Origin of the sequence: Candidatus Methanoperedens sp. (genome assembly GCA_027460535.1) — an archaeon.
Classification (GTDB): domain Archaea; phylum Halobacteriota; class Methanosarcinia; order Methanosarcinales; family Methanoperedenaceae; genus Methanoperedens.
This window is the reverse complement of sequence record JAPZAR010000005.1, coordinates 1-15,475: the sequence shown is the minus strand read 5'-3', so window position 1 is coordinate 15,475 and position 15,475 is coordinate 1. Positions and strand designations below refer to the sequence as shown.

Annotated in this window: 17 protein-coding genes, 2 tRNA genes and 1 other RNA gene; 4 read left to right on the top strand and 16 right to left on the bottom strand. The window is 43.7% G+C overall.

All coding sequences use genetic code 11. The features are described from left to right. Positions 1-7: 7 nt before the first annotated feature. The 10 genes from O8C65_00775 to O8C65_00730 all read right to left on the bottom strand — a co-directional run bounded on the left by O8C65_00775 (position 8) and on the right by O8C65_00730 (position 9,386). Positions 8-751 carry a response regulator gene (locus tag O8C65_00775; protein MCZ7355439.1) on the bottom strand — a complete coding sequence of 248 codons (744 nt, stop codon included), beginning with the start codon at positions 749-751 and terminating at the stop codon, positions 8-10. Position 752: 1 nt separating this feature from the next. Then, on the bottom strand, positions 753-1,124 hold the full coding sequence (locus tag O8C65_00770) for a response regulator (protein ID MCZ7355438.1): 372 nt from the start codon (positions 1,122-1,124) through the stop codon (positions 753-755). A gap of 37 nt (positions 1,125-1,161) precedes the next feature. Beyond that, complete coding sequence (locus O8C65_00765) at positions 1,162-3,465, bottom strand: PAS domain S-box protein (protein ID MCZ7355437.1); 2,304 nt, start codon at positions 3,463-3,465, stop codon at positions 1,162-1,164. A gap of 6 nt (positions 3,466-3,471) precedes the next feature. Continuing rightward, positions 3,472-3,828: a response regulator gene (locus tag O8C65_00760; protein MCZ7355436.1), complete on the bottom strand. Its 357-nt coding sequence runs from the start codon at positions 3,826-3,828 to the stop codon at positions 3,472-3,474. Positions 3,829-4,000: 172 nt separating this feature from the next. Beyond that, positions 4,001-4,363, bottom strand: a complete 363-nt coding sequence (locus O8C65_00755; GenBank protein ID MCZ7355435.1) for a response regulator — start codon at positions 4,361-4,363, stop codon at positions 4,001-4,003. A 36-nt stretch (positions 4,364-4,399) separates the two neighbouring features. Beyond that, positions 4,400-4,756: a response regulator gene (locus O8C65_00750; GenBank protein MCZ7355434.1), complete on the bottom strand. Its 357-nt coding sequence runs from the start codon at positions 4,754-4,756 to the stop codon at positions 4,400-4,402. A 64-nt stretch (positions 4,757-4,820) separates the two neighbouring features. Then, entirely contained in the window at positions 4,821-6,728 is a 1,908-nt protein-coding gene (locus O8C65_00745) for an ATP-binding protein (GenBank protein ID MCZ7355433.1), read from the bottom strand. 19 nt (positions 6,729-6,747) lie between these two features. Further along, entirely contained in the window at positions 6,748-7,620 is an 873-nt protein-coding gene (locus O8C65_00740) for a hypothetical protein (protein ID MCZ7355432.1), read from the bottom strand. Beyond that, positions 7,613-8,317 carry an AAA family ATPase gene (locus O8C65_00735; GenBank protein ID MCZ7355431.1) on the bottom strand — a complete coding sequence of 235 codons (705 nt, stop codon included), beginning with the start codon at positions 8,315-8,317 and terminating at the stop codon, positions 7,613-7,615. Before O8C65_00735 ends, O8C65_00740 begins: the two co-directional genes overlap by 8 nt. A gap of 190 nt (positions 8,318-8,507) precedes the next feature. After that, positions 8,508-9,386: an RAD55 family ATPase gene (locus O8C65_00730; protein ID MCZ7355430.1), complete on the bottom strand. Its 879-nt coding sequence runs from the start codon at positions 9,384-9,386 to the stop codon at positions 8,508-8,510. A gap of 154 nt (positions 9,387-9,540) precedes the next feature. Between O8C65_00730 and O8C65_00725 the strand changes: the two genes are divergently transcribed. Beyond that, positions 9,541-9,615 (top strand) — tRNA-Pro (locus O8C65_00725). Position 9,616: 1 nt separating this feature from the next. Here the strand turns inward: O8C65_00725 and O8C65_00720 are convergent. Next, the gene (locus O8C65_00720) at positions 9,617-9,850 is read right to left on the bottom strand and encodes a hypothetical protein (protein ID MCZ7355429.1); all 234 of its coding nucleotides are present in this window, start codon (positions 9,848-9,850) and stop codon (positions 9,617-9,619) included. Between the two features lie 59 nt (positions 9,851-9,909). Between O8C65_00720 and ffs the strand changes: the two genes are divergently transcribed. After that, an RNA gene (gene ffs / locus O8C65_00715) (signal recognition particle sRNA) lies at positions 9,910-10,223 on the top strand. A 175-nt stretch (positions 10,224-10,398) separates the two neighbouring features. Further along, positions 10,399-10,484: transfer RNA gene (locus O8C65_00710), tRNA-Ser, on the top strand. Positions 10,485-10,584: 100 nt separating this feature from the next. Here O8C65_00710 and O8C65_00705 read toward each other — a convergent pair. From O8C65_00705 to O8C65_00690, 4 genes are all read right to left on the bottom strand, one after another. Beyond that, the gene (locus O8C65_00705; protein MCZ7355428.1) at positions 10,585-10,791 is read right to left on the bottom strand and encodes a hypothetical protein; all 207 of its coding nucleotides are present in this window, start codon (positions 10,789-10,791) and stop codon (positions 10,585-10,587) included. Between the two features lie 234 nt (positions 10,792-11,025). Beyond that, the gene (locus O8C65_00700) at positions 11,026-11,349 is read right to left on the bottom strand and encodes a type II toxin-antitoxin system VapC family toxin (protein ID MCZ7355427.1); all 324 of its coding nucleotides are present in this window, start codon (positions 11,347-11,349) and stop codon (positions 11,026-11,028) included. 19 nt (positions 11,350-11,368) lie between these two features. Further along, a complete protein-coding gene (locus O8C65_00695) occupies positions 11,369-11,521 on the bottom strand; it encodes a hypothetical protein (protein MCZ7355426.1) in 153 nt (50 codons plus the stop codon). Positions 11,522-11,846: 325 nt separating this feature from the next. Beyond that, a complete protein-coding gene (locus tag O8C65_00690) occupies positions 11,847-13,007 on the bottom strand; it encodes a DUF72 domain-containing protein (protein ID MCZ7355425.1) in 1,161 nt (386 codons plus the stop codon). Positions 13,008-13,046: 39 nt separating this feature from the next. Here O8C65_00690 and O8C65_00685 point away from each other — a divergent pair, with 39 nt between their 5' ends. Beyond that, on the top strand, positions 13,047-13,943 hold the full coding sequence (locus O8C65_00685; protein ID MCZ7355424.1) for a DUF72 domain-containing protein: 897 nt from the start codon (positions 13,047-13,049) through the stop codon (positions 13,941-13,943). Between the two features lie 138 nt (positions 13,944-14,081). Here the strand turns inward: O8C65_00685 and O8C65_00680 are convergent. Continuing rightward, on the bottom strand, positions 14,082-15,475 hold a 1,394-nt coding region (locus O8C65_00680; protein ID MCZ7355423.1), incomplete at its 5' end, for an S-layer protein domain-containing protein.

Genomic DNA, 15,475 nt, shown 5'->3' with positions numbered 1-15,475 from the left:
TTTCTTTTCACGCCTTTTCCCTCAGAACGAATACCAGATTTATCTGGCGCTTTTCCTTTATTATCGGGGAGCATTTAATGCCCATATTAAGTTTGAGCCCATGCCTGTTTACCCCTACCAGATTCCCTTTCCACTCATGCCTTGAATCCTGCATAAGGCTCTCCCTGTCAAGTGAGAGCGTACTTTCCGGATGCCGGATTATGCTGACATGCTTCCCGCCTATCTCCGAAAGCGGATATCCGAACCTGCGTTCAAACGCGGGGTTGACAAATCTCACATCGCCGCTTGTGCTGGTAATTATCACACAATCGTCCATGCTGTCTAGAGCCGACTTGAATATGAGGAGCTTTTCCTGCTCCGCTGTCAAAGCATCATGGTACTGCTTGATCTTAAGGAGCGACCTTACCCGTGCACTCAATTCATGCATATCTATTGGCTTGGAAAGAAAGTCGTCCGCACCTGCTTCTATAGCTCTTATCCTGTCTTCCTTCTCCTTCAGGGCGGTTACCATTACAACAGGAAGAGACATGGTTCTCTCATTGGCTTTGATTTTCCTGCACACCTCGTAGCCGTTCATGCCAGGCATCATTACATCCAAGAGAATAAGATCAGGGAGGCTTGTTTCAACCTTGCCCAATGCTTCATTTCCATCAAATGCCGTCACAACATCATATTCACTGGAGAGCATCCCTTCGAGAAGTTCAGCATTCAGCTGCTCATCGTCCACAACAAGTATTCTCGATTTGGTCACTCTAGGTTGCCCCTTTATATTTCTGTATCTTCCTTATGAATTCAGGCACATCAATGGGTTTTGATATGTAATCATCAAAACCCGCATCGAGCAGTCTTTCCTTGTCCCCTTTCATTGCAAATGCGGTCAAAGCCACCACAGGCACTTTCTTATATTCAGGTCTTTGTTTGATTATCGTTGCAGCATCAACTCCGTCCATTCCTGGCAGCGCGATATCCATAAGAATAAGGTCATAGACCTGTTTCTCTGTTTTCTTGATGGCTTCTTCCCCATCCTCCGCCCTGTCGGCAGTGAAACCCTGCTCATCGAGTATCTCAAGCACCAGCTCCAAGTTCAGAGGGGTGTCTTCAACAACGAGCACCTTTGTCATCATTGTAATCATTAGTATCATTTAATATATAAAGTTGTCTTCATCCTGCAATTGTTAATTTGGTTTCATCTGCTTTCGAGGCTACAGGCAGCAGGAACGTAACCGTGGTTCCCTCTCCATATCTGCTCTCTACCCAGATTTCACCGCCATGCAGTTCCACGAGCTTCTTTGAAATCGCAAGCCCAAGTCCTGTTCCCCCATAGTTTCTGGATATCCCGGAATCAAGCTGCTCGAACGTCTTGAAGAGTCTTTCAATGTGTTCGTCTTTTATTCCTATACCCGTGTCAGAAATCGAGAACCTCGCCTTATCTCCATCTTTTTTGGTTGTTACCGTGACAGTACCTCCGTCATTCTTGCTGAATTTCACTGCATTGTTGAGCAGGTTGAAGAGGATCTGTTTGAATTTCTGCCTGTCAGCCTCTATGAAGTCCAGTTCCGGATCAAATTCCTTTTTAACAACTACACTCTGCTTGCTTGCTTTTTCTTTCACGAGCTCCAAAGTTTCATTTATGGTTTCGGGCACTGACATCTTCTCGATAAAGATATCCATCTTCCCCGCCTCCACTTTGGAGATGTCAAGAATATCATCTATAAGGTTGAGCAGGTGTTTTCCGCTTGTAAGAACGTTATTCGCATAGTGCTCCTGTTTCTCATTCAATGCACCATGCGCTCCCTGCTTCAAGAGTTCTGAGAAGCCGATTATGGAATTCAAAGGCGTCCGAAGCTCATGGCTCATGGTCGCCAGGAACTCGCTCTTGGCTTTGTTGGCAAGCGTGAGGCGCACGTTTTCAATGCGCACGTCCTCTGCTTTCTTGCGCTCTGTGATATCTTTCAAGGTCCCCATAATTGCCATCCTGTCACGATACCCAATAAGTCCCACGTTCATATTTACAATGACCCCTGTCTTCCCATCCCTGTGCCGTATCCTGAATTCATATTCTTTGGGGACATTCCCTCCTGCGAGCCTCCGTGCATAATTGTTTTCAACCATTTCCAGATCTTCCGGCGCGACAAAGTCCCTGAAATCCTTTCCGATTACCTCGTTCACCGTGTACCCTCCAATTTTGGCAAACGCCTCGTTTGCAAGCTGGATTTTAGCATCCTGGACAATAAAGACGCCATCCTGGATATTGTCGATTAGATTTCGGTATTTTTCTTCAGATTGCGCCAGTTTTTCTTCCGTCAGCCGCCGCTCGGTGACGTCCCTCATTATACCTGCCATGCCGATTACCTTCTGGTTTGCATCTCGTAAGGGGGAGACCGTCATACTCATATAGACTTCTCTCCCGTCTTTACGCAGAGTCACTGCATCAATTCCTAAAATCGCCTCTCCGGCTTTGATGCATCTGATTATCGTATTCTTCTTGTTCTCTTCACTTGCTGGAAAGATCAAATTTGACAATTTTTTCCCTATCGCTTCCTGCGCAGCCCATCCGAATATTTTTTCAGCCGCATTATTCCATGAGGTGATGTTCTCATCAAGGTCAATTGTTATTATTGCATCGCTGGCATTATCGAACAAATTTCGATACCTGTCCTCGGCTGCATGGTAAAGCTTCTCCTCTGCAATGGACAGCTTTTCATAGGGCAATTCTACGGATGATTTGTAAAGAGCTATATACATCAACAGGAAACCCGTTATAATAAGGAAATGCCCGGAAAACCCATAAGAGAAATACACAAGATTGCTAAGAGCCACGACAATAGAACCGTCTATTAAAAGGGTCAAGTTATTTTGCCCGGTTTCCCTTATTCTCTTATTATACAGATAACCTGTGTATAAGATGATTACTATGATCATGCCAGATATGAACACCATTTCTGGCGAATAACCGTTCCCAGGTTCATACCCTGCAAACAGATTGTCTTGATATAGGATAATGAAAGCGAGTGAGATGAGAGATAACGCAATTGCTGAAAATATCAGTACACGCCTGTTAATCAATCCTGGAAACGTATCCTTATAAATATCCACGCTGATGAGAAAAGACAGCGCCAGGATGAGCCGTGACTCAATAAAGAAAATAGCCGCTTTATGAGAGGAATTTGGTGTTATGAACTCGGGCATAAAAGGATAAGAGAGCGTATGGAACAGGCACAGCAGCCCGACAACCAGGAATGCCGAACCCAGGAATAGAGAATGGTTATCCTTGCTATTATTATATGCATGCCATGTTATGGCAAAAATCGAAAATGCCACGAACACCGAGAAAAGCTCGGAGAAGAGTTCAACTGTATTTTCTACAGAATTGGAGATTCCAGAGGCGTTTATCGCCTGCTCGAAAAAGTATCCCAGAAGGAAAACGGACACCACGATTATCAACAATTTTAATTCTTGCTTCATGTTCCGCTACTTCCTGTATTTCTCCAATTTTTTAAGAAATTCGCCCAGATCAAGAGGTTTTGATATGTAATCATCAAAGCCTGCTTCCAGGAACCGTTCCCTGTCGCCCTTCATCGCATACGAGGTCAGAGCAATAATAGGAACATTTTTAGATTTATTTTTAATTATTTTCGCCGCTTCGACCCCATCAATTCCCGGGAGTTCGATGTCCATGAGGATCAAATCATAGGACTGTTTTTCCGCTTTCCTTACAGCCTCTTTCCCATCCAGTGCCTTATCGTGAATCACATCGTTCATAATAAGAATCTCAAGCACCAGTTCCATGTTGAGGGGATTGTCTTCTACAACAAGTACTTTCATCATTTGTTATTGTAATTATTAGTATGATGAGTTATATAAAGCTGTCTTTAGCCCATGAACTTAATATCCAATATTGTTTTTCGCTCATTAACAAAAATAAAGATAGTTCATAATATTATAGAAATTTAAGATTCATACTACGGGTCGTCATGAGAAGAAATTTGCACAGCTTTACTTATTTTTCACCGCAATATTTTTTCAACCGCTTCATAAATTCAGAGATATCTATGGGTTTTGACATGTACTCGTCAAAGCCGGCAGCAAGGAAGCGTTCTTTATCCCCTTTCATTGCATATGAGGTCAAAGCAATTACAGGAGTTTTCTTATACTTCTCTTTAATAATCTTTGTCACTTCAACTCCATCTTTGCCTGGAAGTTCTATATCCATGAGTATCAGGTCATAGTTTTCGTTTTCCATTTTTTCAATAGCTTTTTCTCCATCCTCCGCTTTATCGGCAGCAAAGCCGTGTGTTTCCAGTATCTCAAGTACCAGCTCCATGTTAAGTGGATTATCTTCAACAACGAGTACTTTTATCATTTTTTATTCCTTTTTCTTTCGACTCAAGTTCCTCAACTAAAAGCAGTATTTTTCCAATCTTCTAAGGAATTCGGAAATCTCAATGGGCTTTGACATATACTCATTAAAGCCGGCAGCAAGGAAGCGTTCCTTATCCCCTTTCATTGCATACGAGGTTAAAGCAATTATAGGTACGTTTTTATTTTTACTCTTAATTATTCTTGTCGCTTCCACGCCATCCATTTTAGGCAGCTCGATGTCCATAAGTATCAAATCAAAATCTTCTTTTTCTGCTTTTATGACAGCTTCTTCCCCATCGTTAGCCTCATGAGCTATTATGCCGTGCACCCCGAGTACCTCGAGCACCAGTTCCATGTTCAAAGGATTGTCCTCGACCACCAGTACCTTGGCCATTTTATACTAATTTGGTGTCATACGCTATATAAACTTGTCCATGATAATTATCATATTCACATTTTCAGACCGGTCTCCTCGCTGTGATCGGAAGCCAGAATGTAAACGTGGTTCCTTCTCCCCATTTGCTCTCCACCATGATCTTTCCGCCATGAAGTTCCACAAGCTTCTTTGTTATCACAAGACCAAGACCGGTGCTTCCGTATGTACTTGAGATGCCTAAATCAAGCTGCTCGAATGGCTTGAAGAGTTTCTCCATGTCTTCATCCTTGATCCCGACTCCGGTATCCGAGACCGAGATTCTCGCCATGTCTTTTTCTTTTTTCGTTGTTAAGGTTACAGTTCCCCCCTCTTTCTTACTATATTTTACCGCATTGCTCGCCAGGTTGAACAGAATCTGCTTGAATCTCTGCCTGTCTGCCTCAATAAATTCCAGTTCGGGATCGAATTCCCTTTTCATCTCAACATTATGCTTTGTTCCTTTTTCTTTCAAGAGGTTTATTGTCTCCTCGATGGTCTGCGGGACCGGGATCTTTTCTATGACAAGATCTATTTTTCCAGTTTCCGCCCTGCCAAGGTCGAGAATATCGTTAATAATATCAAGCATGCGCTTTGAGCTTGTGATGACATTTTCCACATACTGCTCCTGTTTTTTATTCAAATTCCCGGGTATGCCCTGTTTCAGGAGCTCCGAAAAACCAATCATCGCGTTTAATGGTGTTCCCAGGTCATGGCTCATTAAAGTCAAGAATTCGGATTTCGCCTTGATAGTGACTGAAAGTCGCAGATTTTCTTCCCGTATCATTTCAGCCTGAAGGCGATCCGTTATATCTCGGATAATACACGATAGACCTATCATTTCATTGTTTGCATCCCTCAAGGGAGAAACTGTCAAACTTACGTTCATCCTTATCCCATCTTTTCGCTGGAGCACTGTTTCAAATCCCGAAACTATCCCGCCCGACATGACAATATTAATGATCCGTCCGAACTCGCTTTGCATATCCTGGGGAACGGTCAACCATGCGAGCTTAGCGCCCATCGCCTCCTTAACAGTTCGTCCCAAAATATTCTCGGCGCTCCGGTTCCATGAAGTAATCCTGCCTTCGAGGTCAGTGGTAATGATGGCATCGTTGGCATTGTCGACCATGTACCGGTACCTCTCCTCCGCTGCATAGCGAAGCTTTGACTCAGCCCGCGTCTCCTCCTTGAACGGTTCTTCTACGGAGGACTTATACAGGGCGAGATAAATAAAGTAGAAACCCGCTGCCTTCAGTAAGTGCCCCGAATAGCCATGATAGGGGTAGACAAGATAACTGGAAATAAAAACAGCAAAGCCGTACAATAAACAAAGTATGTTCTTCTGATCTGTTTCTCTAAGTCTGATTGCATATAGGTAACCTGCATAAACTATGATCGCTGACGCAAGAAATTGGATCAACAAAAATCCTGAAGAAGGACCACCGTCACGGTCAAGCATTGCAGGAAGATAATCCGGGAAAAATAATACCATCATAAGGGATATAAATGAAATGGCGACTACCATGACGAACAGGAACGTCTTGTTAATGAGACCAGGATAACTGTTCTTATGTATGAACACACTTGCAAAAAACAGAAGGGCAGAAACCATCATTGCCACAATTGCGAATTTTGCCCCCTTCTCAAGTGAATTTGGGGTGAGAAAAGCTGGCATAAACGGATATGAGAGTAAATGATACACGTCAAGAAGCCCGATGCAAAAAAAAACCGCCCCAAGGAAAAGGGAATGATTATCCATGCTTTTATTAAACGCATACCATGTTATCACAAAGATAGAAAAAGACATGACAAGCGGCAGCAACTGTGTTGTGATTTCAAAATAAGCTCCCAGGGCAGATGAAACATGACTGAACGATTCAAGGAAATATCCCATAAAGAAGACCGGCAGTATGATCTCCAGTACCTTCAATACATAATTCTTTACATTCATTAATGCCCCAACCAATTTATTATTTTATTGAAACTATTTTATCGCTGAACGTTTTTATCGTATTGATGAGAATCGGATCAACGCCTTCGGACAGGAGCAGGGCTGTAAATATATCGCAGCTCCTGGCTTTAGACACCAGTATATGGATAAATGCGCCCAATGCAGATGGTTTTACGTACAATTGATGGGATGCAATACCATCAATAAGAAGGAATAGCCGCTCTTCTTCGTTATCCGCTAAAAGTTCTTTCACTGCCTGGCTGAAGGCCACGTCTATAGCCGTAAAATCTGAAGGATGTGGTACTAATTTTATATTCTGTTTCTCCTGGTAATAGAAGGACTGGCGCAATACTGGTCTTGTGCTCTGTGTATCATCTTTCTTCTTGGAGGAATAAGTCAGAGTATCTATATAGACCAGAGAATCCGGATTTAACCCGGTGCTCCGCAACAACTTGATATAGGAATCAGCGGGTCTCCCGGCGCAGATTATTATTCCTTTCATCCCTTTCCCATATAATATCTGCAGAAGCGCAAGGTCAACCTTCAATATCATTGAAGGATCAAGGATTATTGAAACCACTTTTTCGGTGTCGGAAAAAATGATCTCCTTCGAAAGCTTCTGATACAGATCGCCATCCCGGGACTGTAATATCGGTATTGGCACGGCTTTGCCTATTTCGGCTGGTCTATCAGAATAGGCCCTTATTGCAGGAGGTGTGATCTCTTTTTTCTGCTGCGGAGGCTGTACGGCTGGCGGTTCTGTTCTGACGGGGGGTTTCACATCTTTGTTCTTACTCTCGCTTTTATCCCTTAATAATCTTGGAGTGTCCTTCAATATCCTCGCGGTCAGCTGAAGGGATCTTCTGTACATGCTTTCAGGTTTCTCAGTCATTCTCACTCCAATAAACATTAGAATCGAGATAGACATCGATCCCATTGCTCGTGACCGCGTAAGGTTTCATATCCTTGGAATGGCTTGACCACCTCAGTTTGTTTACTTGTATGGCATATATCAGAGAGCCCCTCTCCTTGGAATGTATCACCTCAAGGACAAAAACGCCATCCACGATATATTCTATGATCCCGAAATGCGAATGGTACCCGTTCAGTGCCTCCGATGTGATAATTGTAGTGACCCCTGTTCTCCCGATAGTCCTCACCAGTTCGTAAATATTGACACGGCGCTTGTGGTCATTGTCAAAAGCCATTTCCACAAGTATGAAAGGATCGATAACAATGCGCCTCACCCCGGTGTTAGAAATCAGCTTTGGCAGTTCGGAGAGCATCCTCTCCATGGTACCATTTATGTCCAGGGCATCCAGCTTTATCAGCGATAAAGTCCCCCTGTCGATATATTTCTGAAAGTCCCATCCATAATTTAGAGCCGTCTTTAAGAGTTTTTCCTCCTCCTCTTCCAGGCTTATGTACATGCACAGTTCGTCCTTCATAAGACCGTCCCAAACATATTGCAGGCAGAGTGTGGTTTTGCCGGCGCCAGGGGGACCGATGGCGGCTATCGTATGCCCGGCCGGGATACCACCCTCTATCATCTCATTCAGACCGCTTATTCCCGTACTTACCCGTATCATTACAACAACTCCTGAACTAGCCCGGGGGTTATGCCCAAATCATTTGAAGTTCATTACCGGCCGATTATATATGTCATTATGTTGATAATCATTATCATATATATAATTTGACATAAAGGTTACGGTCTAAAAGGTGTATTAAGAAACGTACTTGAAAATATTGCTTGCTTTTGTATTGTCCCTTTTTCTGTTATTTGCGCCCAGAGATGCGCTTGACGTTCACAACAACAAAACCATCGGTGTTTGTTACCTTGGTATCAAACCGCATAATATTATCCTTCGTCAAATGAGGCATCAGACCCCTGAATTTTTTTATGTACATGGTCTGCTGTCTCGAAAACCCTTCCTGTACCCACTCAAACATCAATACCCCGTCAGCCACATCCATTACCTCTTCTTCCTTCATGATCCCGAAGATATTTTTGCCAAGAGGCAGGTACACGAGCCCGTCCCATTTCTTTGACCTCTGCTGCAGATCTTCAAGAAAAGATATCAGGTCCTGCCAGTCCATGGATCTGTTGCATATCCGGATAAGGTTGGTCAGAGAATCTATTATCACGAGATTGTGAGGGGCATTGGAATCCAGGATGTATACCAGTTCTTTCAGAAGACCTTTAACCCCGCCAACACTTTTCAAAATATTTATGTCAGTATTTCCCTCAACGTTCAGGGCCGGTGATATGGAAGTCTTAAAATATATTGATGAAAAGTCTTTGAAGAAAAGGTTGTTGGACAACGTTTCCGAGAACTCTGGAGGAAAAGAACGCTCCAGCTCCATAAGGATCTCCTTTTTTGAATGAACAAATGAAATATAGCAGATCTTTCCCGGAATTTTCAGCACATCCCTCTCGGTCATGAAGGATTCAAGGTGTTTTTTTGCGGCATTGTATTTCGTGCCTTCATTCTTTAATGAGGAGAGCATGATAGCGGATGTATAGGCGAACTCCGTGTTCCCAGCCCCGACATCTCCCACAAGTAACACCATGCTGCCAGACGGGAACCCCCCGTGTATGATCGTGTCAAGAGAAGAAATACCGGTAGGAATCCTGTTCAGTTTAACTTTAATCACCTATTTTAATATTCTTATTATAACATTATAAATATTTCTGCCAATTATGAAAATGTTGAAAACCAACCAGAAAATGGTGGTTAAAAAGAAAGGATAAAATACTGAGAGAACTTCTAAGGCTGTGCACCCGTGGTGGACGATTCGAGTTCATCGAGGGGCCGTAGGGTAGCCTGGTCCATCCTTCATGCTTGGGGTGCATGAGACCTGAGTTCAAATCTCAGCGGCCCCATTTATACCCCGCGAAGCTTATGCGAGACCTGTTTTCCAAGTTCCGTCAAAGCGTACTTCCCACCCGTGTGTGTTATCAACTTTTTCCCGACCAGCTCTTCCATGCTTTTCTCTGCCCCCACCAAACGAGTTGCTTTGGCTATTGTGGCGCTGTCCATCGGACCCTTTGAATCCAGCACGGCAAGGATCTTGCTTGCCTTATGATTGCTTGCAACAAAACCGATCAATTCTTCCATATGCCCTTATTATGACTTTAATTGAGATAACTTTATTGCATGCAAAAACAATTTAGCTGCGGCGGGCTAGCCCGGGTAACTCGGCGTTACCTGTGACCCGAAACCGTCGACAGCGGGGGGCGAAGCCTGAGGAAGAAGTTTTAACTATTGCCCAACCCACAGATTCTACTGTGAAACCCCGTCCTATGGGGCTGGTGTTGGTACAAGGGCTTTCCTGAAGGAAGGTCTTTGTGTCTTAATCGCGGATAATGGTTCAGGCCCGGAAGGGAGCATACCACCCGTGTACAACTATCGCTTATGGGGTCGCGGGGCGGAGGCGAGTTTGTGAACCACTGGACAGTGGGAGGAACAGCGACCGAGGGTGTGCCCGCTACTTATATTGAACCGCGGATGAATTTATCGAGTATTAAACCGCAGATGAACGCGGATAAACGCAGATGCGCAGAATTAATCCGCGTTTTTATGATATTCGATGTGCCTATAAATTTCCCGAAAAGAGAAAAGCAATAAGTGTTAAATAGCAAACAGTAAATTAGATGCCGTCGAGTGACGAGATAGCCAAGCCCGGTATGGCGCAGGGTTGCTAACCCTGTGTTCCGCAAGGAGCTCGGGGGTTCAAGTCCCCCTCTCGTCGCTTCTTCTTCGCAGGAACATAAATCAGCAGATATTAAATCAAGCGTTATAAATAACAAAGATATTCGGTTAATATTTTCGGCCTGCATCAGTCCTGCAGATTATTGTCTTGTTTCTAAGAGAGTTAGACGCTTGTCCATTTCCTTCAGTTCATCTTTGATGTCGCCGATATCCCTTTTGATTTCCTCTATATCTTCAATAGCAGTATCAAGTTTTTGCAACAATCTCCCTATCTTCAAAGCGACAGCCACCAGCGTAACTACTCCACCAAAAATGGGTATTAATTCTATCAGGACAGGTAGGACCATGTGAAATCAGATCAATCCAGCTATCTTGCCTATCATCCATGCCACAATGATCAGGATACCAAGCCAGAAAAGAACGTCTGTGTAATCAAACTTGAGGTGTTTTCCTACTGTGGTCATAATATCTTTTCTCTTTTCGTACTACTTAATATTATCTTATGCTTTTTTCGCTCTGCTTTGCTAATCCCGTGTTCCGCAAGGAACTCAAGGATTCAAGTCCCCTCTCCTCGCTCTGATTTACTCCTGAAGAGCCAGTCCTTCCATCCCTTCAAAATGTCCTCCGTTATTGGTGAGGAGCTTATATCCGTTCTGTAAAGCAATAGCCCCAATAAGCAGGTCCCTTATCTCTATCATTTTACCTTTAGCCCTTCTTTCTGCAAAGATCCTCCCTGCTGTTTCCATGCTTTCTTCCCGTGTATGCAGCAGCGTCAAGGTCTTAAGAAGTCCGTTTGCTGAAGAGATGTTCCTATCCTTATCCCTTGAATTATATGCGCCGAAGTACAGCTCGAAAGCGTTTATATCAGTAGTCGCAAGCTCTTCATTTTTTTCAAGCTTACGTATTTTGCTTACTGCATTTTCTTCATCCCTGAGGAGATGAATAAGGCTGTCGGTATCTGTTAAACTCCCATCTTTTCCAGCTTTCTCTCAATTCATCTTTTATTTTAAGAAGTTCTATTTCATCCATTTTCCAGCCGCCAGCGAATTTACTTGGCTTATTTTTACTTTCTTTCATCAATACCTCAATGGTTCATCAATAGACACTGGTCTCTTTAATTCTTTCATCAAATCCCTACGATGGCTTCTGTGTTCACGTACGTTTCATCCCTGGTTTTTAAAGTCTTACCATCTTATCTACATCGTTTCAAAGATTAGATAATTTTTTCTTGCGATACATTACCATTTTCGCTTTCATTTCATTTATACCATCCATCGGCATTCTTTTCAAAGCAAATCATTTTAGCAGATCCTTGCTTCTACGAATATTCTTTCATAAAATATCTCTGCAAAATGGTGGAAAGATAATAATGAGATTTATTGTTATGTTAGTTGTGATTAATTTAACCACTTCCCCTCCCCGTATACTGGCTGAACTCCCACTGCTGCCTCCTGATGTTCCCGAGCACCGCTCTCCCCTTATCCTCCGGCAGCGCAAGAATAAGCGCTCCGACATGTTTGCAGAATCGTCCTTCTCTCTTAGTTCTTTTCCAGTCAGGACAATCATGCAGTATGAACCTCCTTTCCAGGTCAATATAAACCGAATAGCCCTTCACGTCGGCCACAATCTTATCGCCTCCCATTTCGATCAATTCAATATCTTTTATCTCTCTTGCTTTTTCAAGCCTTGTAGCTTCGATATATCCAGAGAGCAATGTTGATATGGCCTCTTTTTCCTGCTCCATAAAATCGCTCAGCGTCTTTGTAACTGCTTTCCTTCCCTTCCAGTACTCCGACATGCGCTGTCTTACTTCTTTCTGCCCAGGCGTGGCAACCCCGAGCATCTCCAATACATCTATGCAGTTCTCTGGTGCATAGCCGTGGTAGTGGTTGTTGAAATAGCCGTAAACATCAACACTCTGCGACATCTCCCTGATTTTCGGTATCCATCTCGCAAGCTCTCCTTTTGAATATCGGTAGTTGTACCACATCTTTTCCCCCCGTCCGTGCCAGCGCACATAGGCAATATCAGAAGTGAGCCTGATTTCTGCGGGAAGCAGCGGCTCATCCACGACCACAGCAGTAACATTATGATCAGAAAGCAATTTGTGGGCCTCATCGGAGAGCCATGTCTTGTTCCTGTATTCAAGAGCGAAACGTATATCTGCGGGCAATATTTTGAGGAATTCCTCGATCCTGTCCTTTCTGAATTTCATCCCCGGCGGCAATTGAATAAGGATGCAGGCAAGCTTTCCCTTATCCTGAAGCGGTTTCATGAGTTCGCAGAATCGTTTCAAGTCATCTTCAACGCCTTTTGATATATCGAGCAACTTTTCATGGGTTATTATGCGGTTCAGCTTTACAGCGAATTTGAAATCATTGCGAGTATACTTTTCCCAGCCGAATACGATACCCTGTGATGGATAGCTATAAAATGTGGAGTTTATCTCAGCTGTATTAAAAATACGTGAATATGCCTGAAGTCTTGACTCATCTGTCTTATAAAATACATCAGCCCAATCCCTGTAATCCCAGCCCGAGCAGCCTAATCGAATCGTGCCCATGAAAGGTAATTATATCCCTTGCGATTAATACTTATGTCTATGTTATACATTGGCGCAGGCGGATGGGCATATTTCCGGGTTCCTGGAATGGATCGTCTTGCTGCATACGCAAAGGCATTTGATTTTGTGGAAGTGAACTCGACTTTCTACACAACCCCATCCATTGAAATGGTCAGGTCATGGAGAAAGCGAGTGCCTCCTGATTTTATGTTCTCGGTACGCTGTCACCAGGACCTCACGCATAAGTATTTTCTTACCCCCATTCCGGAGAGTCATGAAATACTCCATAATTCGCTTCGTATCTGCAACGAACTGAGGGCTGAAGTACTGCATATCCAGACCCCGGCTTCTTTCGATCCACATGAAAAGTTGAAGGACATAAGAGATTTAATTTCTTCATTTAATTTCGGAAAAATCAGATTGGCCTGGGAGATACGCGGGCAGATAACACGAGAGACGATTGAATTAATGCGTGATCTCGGAATAATCCAATGCACCGATATCTCACGGCAATTGCCAGATATCGATTCAGACATAATTTACACGCGCCTTTTCGGGCGCGGAGAACACAATCTATACCAGTTCGATGATACGGAGATGCGCCAAATTGATGAACGCGTAAAGGAAAAAAGTACAAGTGTAGCATACCTCACCTTCCATGGGGCAAAGATGTACATGGATGCGGCGAGACTCAAGGTTTATGAAAAAAGCAGAAGCTTTCCTAATCTCACGAAGACTACCGGACTGGCATCAATTAAATCGGTGCTTGAAGAGGATGCGAAATTCCCTGCCACCAAAAGCGAATTAATAGAAAAACAGGGGTGGAAGGTGTTTGATCTATCAGATGTGGAGCATGTGCATGCTTGTATGTTGCTTGAGAAGCTGCCGGACAGAAGATACGTGGATGTTGAAGATGTGATAGGGGCTTTGAAATAATCATTCATCTCGAATACGTGAACTCGGAATTTTCTCCTGGACGCCAGCTCTTAATTAGATCTGAAAGGCTTTGGTGAGCCCCAGCGGATAATCTAAAATATGCTTTAGGGCTTTACCCGGCTTACAAATAGGGCCATATTAAGGCCCTTTGTTGCCGGGTTTCCCAGAAAGGTTCAATTTCCGTCTCAGTAATTCAAGGCTCAGCTTGCTTTTAGCAGTCAACACATAGATTATGATAGCTCCGAGGGCAGTTGCAATTCCTCCTACCAGAAGGTAATTTATTGGCTGTTCCTTAACTTCCAGTAACCCTTTCTGTCCAAGTATTTCAATCGTATAATTCCCCGGCAGGGTTTCTTTTCTTGTAAAATTAATCTCCTTTATCTCACTCGGGGCAAGAGAGACTGACCTGTTGTCAACGACTGTCCCGTTAGAAATAAGTTCCACAGGGAGTGTATCCGCTTTCGTGCCTACATTTGTGATATTCGACCTGATTAAAGCCTGCTCGTTTACGAAAACAGTGCCTGGAGTAATATTGATATTGAGCGCCTGATACTGGGAAAAAGGCGCCCTGACGTTAATATCTCTTTCAGCCGTGATATAACCGCTCTTTGATGCCGATATGGTATGCGTGCCGCTTGTTTGTAGAGTGTAGTTCAATACGCCGTTATTATCAGTTGCGCCAATAGTTCCATTGTCGTACACTATAGTCGCTCCGCTGATTGCAGAGCCATTATATGTAACATTTATATAGACTGGAGAAAACTGGTTAGCAGTCGTCGGAGCGTCTATACTCAGCCTGTACTCAACATATTGCAGGACTTCTATGCTCCTTGTCGCCTTCTGGAGGCCCAGCTTGGTTGCTGTTATGTTGTAAATGCCTTTCAGCGTTTTTGGCAGGGTATAGTTGAGGAGGCCATTCTTATCAGTCTGGCCTGCATCAGCAGAACTCAACGCTACAGATACGCCGTCCAGAGGATTACCACCTGCTGTAACCTTTACATTAAGTACATCTCCAGCATTTGCTTTAGTCGGAGCATCTATTACAAGCTGGTTTGCCACCTTTTCAGGGGTTACATCCACAGCAAAATAAAACCGGAGAAGGTTATCAGTGGCTGCGGTGTCACCTACTTTCAGGTTAATATCGCCCATTAGTTGTTCAATTTTGCCATTATCCAGGCTGATAGCATTATTATTCTTCATCTCGATTTTATCCTGTCCGACATTTGTCACTTTCATATCATTGTATACGTTCCCGGTTTTAATCGTGGTTGGGTTCGGTGATATCTGGAACACACCTTTCAAGAAGGCAGCCTGCACTTCTGTGCCTGAGAACACGCTGTCAAATCGTATCATAATAATAGGGAGGTCTGATACAGCACCCACTCTCGATGGTGCATAAACATAGGTCTGGCCTGCGTTTAGAGGAGTTCCTGGATCTACTACGTTCCCATCTTTTAACAGGGAGATGAGCATTGTCCGGGCACTCAGATCTATATCCACTGCCTTCAGGACATAGCCTTCCTGCAGGGGCA